Origin of the sequence: Vibrio sp. V43_P6S15P86 (assembly GCF_009904725.1) — a bacterium.
GTDB classification, from domain to species: Bacteria; Pseudomonadota; Gammaproteobacteria; order Enterobacterales; family Vibrionaceae; genus Vibrio; species Vibrio diabolicus.
Genome location: NZ_WXWT01000050.1, coordinates 1 through 8,553, shown reverse-complemented (window position 1 = coordinate 8,553; position 8,553 = coordinate 1). Strand labels below are relative to the sequence as shown.

At 44.3% G+C, this 8,553-nt stretch carries 7 protein-coding genes; 1 reads left to right on the top strand and 6 read right to left on the bottom strand.

Annotation, left to right across the window (positions count from 1 at the left end; genetic code table 11):
• Together CAG69_RS02415 and CAG69_RS02410 are read right to left on the bottom strand one after the other, a co-directional pair.
• The coding region (locus CAG69_RS02415; protein ID WP_161442563.1) for a collagenase at window positions 1-2,352 on the bottom strand (2,352 nt) is incomplete at its 3' end.
• 350 nt (window positions 2,353-2,702) lie between these two features.
• Window positions 2,703-3,236, bottom strand: a complete 534-nt coding sequence (locus CAG69_RS02410) for a hypothetical protein (protein ID WP_054574080.1) — start codon at window positions 3,234-3,236, stop codon at window positions 2,703-2,705.
• A 445-nt stretch (window positions 3,237-3,681) separates the two neighbouring features.
• Here CAG69_RS02410 and CAG69_RS02405 point away from each other — a divergent pair, with 445 nt between their 5' ends.
• On the top strand, window positions 3,682-4,116 hold the full coding sequence (locus tag CAG69_RS02405; protein ID WP_161442561.1) for a hypothetical protein: 435 nt from the start codon (window positions 3,682-3,684) through the stop codon (window positions 4,114-4,116).
• A 120-nt stretch (window positions 4,117-4,236) separates the two neighbouring features.
• On the opposite strand, the gene CAG69_RS02400 is transcribed toward CAG69_RS02405, so the two are convergent.
• The 4 genes from CAG69_RS02400 to CAG69_RS02385 all read right to left on the bottom strand — a co-directional run bounded on the left by CAG69_RS02400 (window position 4,237) and on the right by CAG69_RS02385 (window position 8,474).
• Window positions 4,237-5,085, bottom strand: coding sequence for an ABC transporter permease (locus CAG69_RS02400; RefSeq protein WP_161442560.1), 849 nt, complete (start codon window positions 5,083-5,085; stop codon window positions 4,237-4,239).
• A gap of 2 nt (window positions 5,086-5,087) precedes the next feature.
• Window positions 5,088-6,368 (bottom strand): ABC transporter permease, encoded by a 1,281-nt coding sequence (locus CAG69_RS02395; RefSeq protein ID WP_054577900.1) that lies wholly within the window; start codon window positions 6,366-6,368, stop codon window positions 5,088-5,090.
• On the bottom strand, window positions 6,365-7,486 hold the full coding sequence (locus CAG69_RS02390) for an ABC transporter ATP-binding protein (protein WP_161442558.1): 1,122 nt from the start codon (window positions 7,484-7,486) through the stop codon (window positions 6,365-6,367). The genes CAG69_RS02395 and CAG69_RS02390 overlap by 4 nt, the downstream gene beginning before the upstream one ends.
• Window positions 7,487-7,559: 73 nt before the next feature.
• Entirely contained in the window at window positions 7,560-8,474 is a 915-nt protein-coding gene (locus CAG69_RS02385) for a dihydrodipicolinate synthase family protein (protein WP_033905160.1), read from the bottom strand.
• Between the last annotated feature and the right edge of the window lie 79 nt (window positions 8,475-8,553).

Here is an 8,553-nt window from a genome sequence, read left to right as displayed (position 1 = left end):
ATTTGACAACGTAATACACTCTCCATTACCAATATTATCTGACCACCCGTGAAGATTAGTATCATCCGGCCAACCGGAGTTACTGTATTCAAGCTTTAGGTTGCCCGTACCGTTCCCCGTCGTTATCGCCAGATTTGAGCTCTCATTCACCGCTGGCACGCTCAGCCAAATGGTTTGTTGATTTGCCAAGCAAACAGGCTCTCCTGCTGTTAGGCGTCCACCGCTTACTTTACTTTGCACCGCGCAGTCTTGTGGCAATGTGTCATTACCGCCCAACGTTGAGATAACAACACTATGAGTGGCGGTTGCCATCAAGCCTTCACTGTCTGTAACACTTAGACTGACCGAATACTCCCCTTCACTCCCATATTGGTGCGTCGGCTTGGTTTGTGTACTTGTCGAGCCATCACCGAAGTCCCATAAGACGCTGACGATCTTCCCGTTTGGGTCTGTACTGTTTTCACTGCTAAATGTAATGCTTTCACCGACTTTCCCCTTACTGTTTGCGGTTATGACTGCATTAGGTGCACCATTTGAGACAAGGGCTTGCTGCCACTGCTCAAAATCACTTTGATACAAATTCGCCCATTGGGTGATCGTGGCCTTGTAATTGCTCCAATTCCCTTGGCGTGTTTCCACCAGCATTTGGTTTACGTCATCTTTATGATTTTCAAACATAAAACGTACAGCTAAGTACCCCCAACGATAAATTCGATCGACATCAAACCCATCATAAGTAGTCTCGAAAATCTCACTTAAGGTATATGTCGAACCGTCTAGAATCGTCTCAAGTGCTGCTTGGTTGTCATTTTCTTGAGCGACATACTCTGCAATGCCTTCACTCCACCACACTATTTTTTCAGTTGGATGACTAAACCCTCCATAGAGATCAAATCGACCATCTAAGTAATGCACGTATTCGTGCTCTAAGTTCCAGACAAAGTGATCCTCGTTCGCATAAGAGGCTTCATAAGCAATAAAGTTGGGAATATTCCCCGGCTGGGAAGGATCACCCTCCAAGTACATACCGCCATTGTCAGTACTAATATCGAAAATTGGCCCTGCGTACTTACCATAATCGGTGCTTGAATCGAAGATATTAACTTGGAGCTGAGTATTGTGGTCATCTTTTACTGGCTGTTCACCAGTTTCTAATGACTGATGAAAGTAACCCTCTTCGTAACCCATTTTAGAACATGCGGCCGCGTGTTGCTCTTGCGTCATATTCTGAGACAAAATTCGGATTGTCGGGCTACAAGTATAAGTTTGCGATAGCACCAAGCCTTTTAGCTCAGTTTCGAAATTACAAATTCCGAACTCACTACAATCTGCGTAATATGAGGCGGTGTCCGCCGCCGCAAGCCAAACCGCGTCACCCCGACCATACATTTCATACTGTTCAAAGATTCGACTCAGCTGACTCTTCACAACAGAACTCGCGTTACCCGTATACTTGGTCAAACGCCCGAGCTCTCGCCCTGCATTCGCGGCCATAAACTCATCTTCAGCACCGATTGATGACGCCCTTAGAGCAAAATCGCCTAAAGCTTTGGCAAGGTCTGTTTGGTTACCAATTACTTGCACAAATTGCTCGTTCCACTGCCCACCAAACAAAATAGTGAAAACACCGTTAACTGCATTGCGCATATACCAGTGCTGGGCGTATTGATCATTCCAACGTGTGAGCCACTGGGTCACTTGCGATAAGTACGCGTGCTGCAAGCCCGCACTATCCATAGTGATGATGACCTCACTAAGCACTTTGCCGTGACGGTCGCTGTTCTCGTAGAAGTTTGCGTTATTAACAAACGCATCCACTGATTCTTTCACCGCTGGTGTGACCCATTCAATAAATGAGATGTTGTCATTGTAAAACTCGGCGTAATAACCCGCGCGTAAGTATAAGAACAACGTTTCGAGTTCATCGCTCCCGCCACCCGTATAACCCTTCGCCAATGTCGTAGTGTGCTTAGCGATGTTGTACATATGATCGGAGCTAAATACCGACTCTTGAATCCGACTTTCAGCAGAGAATAACTGGTTCACACACGTCGCGCCCTGCCTTAAAATTTCGCTGATCAATCGGTTACTGCTTTCGGTAACCAATGCTTCCAAATCACAAGCAGTGCTCGACTCATCAAGGCTTTCAAGTGACTGTACTCGAGTTGCCTTGGAGGGCTGAATAGGGAGAGTTGCGGTTGGTTGGTATTCAACTCGATTGGATTCAACACCGTGTGTATGAGCCGAATGTGCATGTTGCTCTGTAACTTGAGAAACTGGCTCGCTTAACGCAAATACGCCAGTGCTGGTTAATGTTGTCGCAATCGCGACACTCAAAATCTTCAGTTCCATCTAATTTCTTCTATATTGAGTTTTCCTTAGATGCATTACGTCTTTTGCATCGCCACTGCCCTTATTACTGCAAGAGCATCTCCATATAATCTACTCGCAAGACAAGAAGAAACATTTTGTTAACAACTGGGTGTGGCGGTATCAGTTTTTGTTACTAGAAGGAACACGGAGTGAGCTTTTAAAATTCGTATTTGTTAAAAAATAGAGATGAGCTAGAGAAGAAACGTGTAGTTAAACGGGTATACCCAGCACGTTAAATGGCTAGGTATACTCCAAAGCGGGTCGGTAAAAATTCGCGAATCAAAGCCCCTGCAGAAGGAATCGGGCAATGGGCGAATACTTTGTAGGTTCTAGGCTGCTTTGTGGTCGAAGAGTGCGGTAATTTGCTCTTTTAACGCGTGCAAAAATTCGGTATTTGGTGTGTTTTCAAGGTACATTTCATACTCTTTAGAGTTATAAAAGTACTCATGTGCAGATGCGTTAAGGATCTTACTAAAAGACAGTGTTTCCAACTCGTCTTCAAGGGAACGACTGCTCAGTTCACCATATCCTAAACCGCTATCCTCAGCGAATTGGGACTCAATGTTGCTGACATATAAAGCACAATCCTTAATACAGAACTCGACATTACTTATACGTTGCTCGATGTCTTTGAGCTGATCACTGTTCCATTTAGACTTCTCTTGCTCAAGCTTATCAATAAGCCCACTTTCACGAAGCCTTGAATTGTTATCTTTAATTCTTAGTAGCTCATCAAGCACTTTATTAAACTCAGTTTCAGCTCTAAGTCTTAAGATTTCCAAATCCTTGGAGAACAGCTTTGCTTTAAGTTCACTCGCTTGGTACAAGCCAGAGATAGCAGCATTTCTTTTAACTCCAAACATAAAAACCCACCCAAAAGATACTTATTAAAAAGTAGCACACAAAAAGCCAGATAGAAGACGCAAGGTTTTCGTCATTAGGCTACATTCTACGAACGACACTCGATTGTAGCGCAATAAACAGAATTTTCATCACCATGAAACACATACTATTTGAATGAAAATCACACAGTTACTTTGATAAAAGTATTTATTTCAGAAAGAGTAAGACGTGAGTATGTGATGATGTATATTGACGCTTCAAAACAAAAAACGCCCACACTCTACTACCCAAGTCAAACACTAATGTCAGAAACTGGACAAATCACTCACTATTTACAGTAATAAGAAGTCACTGTTTCATTGAAAATCAAAGTGTCAACATAAAGATGGGAAGTAACCGAATCATAGACGGCATCGCTGATGAAACGTTAGAATGCCACTACTTTAATAATCTTCCATAATATTTATGACCGACGCTGATATTGAGCTACAACACCTTTGGTTAGAAGTCCAAGCCGAACGCTGGCAAAACCTGCCACGCTTTTTATTCAGTTACTACTGCTACAAGCACAACCTTGTCAGTAAAACCAACAAAGTTTGCTGGGAGACAGCACGTGCAAACCTACCCGCTTCAACATCAATAAAAGAGCGAAAAAAGGCGGTGGTTGAACCGTTAGTCTCTGAGGAAACCGTCGTTGGGTTATTGAAAGCCATCAGCAAAGACGGGGAAATGACGTTTGACGTGATGGGAACTACACTTGATGCGTTTTTACACTATGTTGTGATTAGCAAGGAAGAAAAAGCCCAACTTAAACCAAACATGCCAGCTAGTTGGTATCAGCAATCGAACAAGTCGCCTTTGGCACGTTTCGAGCAAGCTGGCATTAAGCTACCAGAGTGATATGTCAGTCATCGCTGAAGACAAACACAAAAGAAAAGCGCCTACAATAAGGCGCACTTGGTCAAAAATTGAGGTGCCCCTAAATAAAAGTGCATAGTGACCAACAAAGAAAAAGTCTGGTTATTCTTGAATGCCCCGAATGCGTGCATTACGTCTACGTAAAACTTCTAATGTCACGAGCAAACACACCGACATAAAAATCAACAACGTAGCGACCGCCAATATGGTCGGACTAATTTGCTCTCGAATTCCTGACCACATCTGCCTCGGAACGGTTTTTTGTTCTGCCCCAGTCAGGAATAACGCCACCACAACCTCGTCGAACGAGGTGCCAAAGGCAAACAAGCCGCCAGAAATCATCCCCGGACGAATCAGCGGAAAGGTAATGTGTCTGAAAGTATAAACAGGGTTTGCTCCTAAGCTAGCCGCCGCTTTTACCAGGCTATGATCAAAGCCGCTTAAGGTCGCAGTAACGGTAATGACAACAAAAGGCGTACCTAACGCGGCGTGTGCCAAAATGACGCCTAGATAAGTTTGTGATAAGCCAAGGCGTGTGTAGAAAAAGTACATCGCAGCAGCAGAGATAATGACTGGTACGATCATGGGTGAGATCAACAGCGCCATAATGGTATTACGAAAAGGCAAATTACTACTGGCTAAACCCAACGCCGCCAGAGTTCCCAGCCCTGTTGCAACGAGTGTCGCCATAAAAGCAATAAACGTGCTATTTTTCAGCGCCAACAGCCACTGATCACTAGTAAACATTTCTTGATACCAGCGAGTAGAATACGCTGCCGAATCAAGGTTTAACATCCCCTCGGTAAAAGTAAAGTAAGGCGTTGCATTAAACGATAACGGGATGATGGTCAGAATTGGATCGATTAAAAAGAACAGCACCACCCCACAAAAAGCTAAGTAACCTGCGTAAGCAACTCGCTCTACTTTTGATGCATAGTTTGGTAATGCCATGGTTATCCTCCTACCTTAAGATTATTAATGCCAACCACACGGTTGAACATATAAAACAGAACCAGTACAACGAACAAAAGCAGTCCACCCAATGCGCCAGCCATCCCCCAGTTCAGTGACGTCTGCATATGATAGGCAATCATATTGGAGATCATCTGTCCGCTTCTTCCACCAACCAAAGCGGGCGTAATGTAGAAACCAATAGAAAGAATGAAAGTGAGCAAGGCCCCCGCACCTATCCCCGGTAACGTAAGCGGCATATAAACTTTGATGAACGCAATGAAAGGCGTCGCGCCTAGAGAACGAGCGGCACGGAAATAAGTTGGGCTAATTCCTTTCATTACGCTATACAGAGGCAGGATCATAAACGGCAACAGAATGTGAACCATAGACACCACCGTTCCGAAGGTATTGTGAATCATCTGAATTCGCTCAGAAGTAAAACCCGACCAAATAAGGAGATCATTAATGACCCCTTGGTTTTGCAGCAGAACAATCCAAGACGTGGTTCTGACTAATAATGATGTCCAAAATGGCAGCAGCACAATAATTAAAAGTAAGTTCGCGCGCTTATCAGGTAAATTGGCAAGCAGGTAAGCAACGGGGTACGCCATCACCAAACAAATTAAGGTGATTGAGATAGACATCCAAAAAGTTTTAAAGAAAAGGTCGACGTATATTTGGCGTTTTTCTGGTTGGGGTTCAATGTCTCCAAACTCATTCACTTGCAAGTCTAGCGCTGCAAGATAGTGACTGAATGTTAATGCGCCACTAAGATTCTTAAACGCCGCCCAATATTTAGGATTAGCCCAACGCTTATCCAGCTTAGCTAGCTGTGTCACCGAGCTCGGCAGCGACGTCAAACGAGACAACTTTCTGCCGGTTTTCATGAGTAAACTGCGCATACCAGACTCTTCAATATTCATCCGGTTGGCTATTTTCGGCAGCTCTTTGCTTTGATAAAGCGCAAGTACTTCAACAGAGAATGCCTCAATGACTTCTTGATGAGGCTGACCTTGATAATCCCAACTTTCTAAGGCTTGAATAGTTTGTGGTAGTGACAGGGATATTTCTCGGTTATCCACGCTTCGATAAAGCATGTCGAGGATAGGAAAAGCAAACGTAAGCAGAATAAAACACACCAATGGCGTTGTGAGCATAATGGAGCGAAGCTTTTTTCGGCGCTCGGCCTTTTGCAACTGCGCTTTCAAATTGGTTTCTTGCTCATGAACTTGGCGTTCGATTTCCAATACAGAATCTAATGCGGTTAGCTCTCGACTCATGCTGCTACCTCGCTACTTTGAGTTTGTGTCCCATCAAGAGCATGGCAATCGTCACTTTGCCAACCAATACGACAAATTGAGCCAGGCGTTAACTGCAAGTGTTTACGATTATCGTTAGGTACTTTAACGATGAAGTGACCAACGCTCTCTACTTCGACGACCAGACGATAATGATCACCGTGATAAATCAATTCTCGTAGGACGCCCGAGACTTGGTTCTCACAAGACGCTTTCTCTGGTTGAATAACAATCTTTTCTGGTCGAATGGAAAGTGTTGTTCTCTGCCCTTGCTCAGAGACTCTGACAGGTTTCGCAGTAAATAACTCTTTCCCAACGAGCACTTGGCAATACTTTCCGTCCCACTCTTTGACTAAACCTGAGAGTTGGTTGTTTTCTCCGATAAACTGCGCAACAAACGTATTACTCGGAGATTCATAAAGCTCGGTTGGTGTCGCGAGTTGTTGCACTTCGCCGTGATTAAAAACCGCAATACGGTCGGACATAGTGAGAGCTTCGTCTTGATCGTGCGTCACATACAAAATGGTAATGCCAAGCTTTTCATGCAAATGTTTAATTTCCATCTGCATTTGCTCACGCAGCTGCTTATCTAACGCGCCTAGTGGTTCATCCATCAACACGAGTTTAGGCTCAAACACTAATGCTCGCGCTAACGCAACACGCTGTTGTTGACCACCTGATAACTGCTTCGGATATCGAGTCGCAACATGCTCAAGCTCGACCATTTCTAATACACTCTGAACTTTGCTTTGAATCGTGTCACTGTCGAGTTTTCGCACCTTTAAAGGAAACGCAAGATTCTCAGCAATGGTCATATGTGGAAACAACGCATAGTTTTGAAACACCATACCAATATCACGCTTGTGCGGCGCGAGATGATTGACAGGAACGCCATCGATATAAATGTTTCCACCGGTCACAGTTTCAAAGCCTGCTAGCATCATCAAGCAAGTGGTCTTGCCCGATCCTGACGGCCCCAACATAGTAACGAACTCTCCAGGAGCAATATCTAAGTTGAAGTCTTTCACCACCAAATTTGTGCCATCGTAGGTTTTCTTAACGTGTTGAAAGCTGACATAGTCCTTGTTTTCCGTGCTCATGACTTCCCTCTTCTCATTTTTTGAATATTACGAATGAGTAGAGCGTAAGTTAACGCTCTACTAAACAGCACAATTACAGATTGTATTTGGATAGGTCTAAGCGGGTTTCTAACGCATGTTCAACCATTTGAATGACTTGTTGACGCTCTTCACCTTGTAAGAGTTGGCGTGGCGCACGAACCTGTTCAGAGCCACGTCCGCAGACTTGCTCGGCCAATTTTATGCACTGAACCAGCGTAGGAATGGTGTCTAAACGCAGTAGCGGTAAGAACCAACGGTAGATTTCTAACGCTTCAGCATAACGACCTTGGCTTGCCAGTTTATAAATCGCGACGGATTCTTCTGGGAATGCGTTGGTTAAACCAGAAATCCAGCCGGTCGCACCTAGCATCAATGATTCAAGAGCGATGTCATCAACACCACTGAACACGGTAAAGCGGTCATCAAATTTATTGTAAAGCTCAGTGATACGACGAGTATCAGTGGTCGACTCTTTGATAGCTACAATACTTTCAAACTCAGCCAGTTTCGCCATAATATCGAGGTTTACATCGACACCATAAGCAACCGGGTTGTTGTAAATCATGATTGGCATTTCTGGCGTTGCTTCTGCTAGCGTGCGGTAATATTCGAACGTTTCGCTCTCAGACGTGCGGTAAACCATGGCAGGCATCACCATACAACCATCGATACCAATTTTGTGCGCATCCTGCATGTAATCAACAGCTGCTGTGGTAATAGACTCTGCTGTACCAGCAATCAAAGGCACACGGCCATTTACGACTTCTTTTGCCGCTTGCAAGACCTGGCGTTTCTCCTCCGGGTACAACGCACAGTTCTCACCGACAGTACCCAAGCAGATAATGCCATTCACACCATCTTTAATCTGGTTGTCTATAACGGTTTGCGTTGCGTCTAAGTCGATTGACTGATCTTGACGAAATTGCGTACTGACCGCCGGATAAACACCTTTCCAATCAATTTTCATGAACTACTTTCCTTATATGTATATTGTATGCAATTTAAATGGACGAGCGAAAATGCTCAGACATGGCTATCTATGCCAT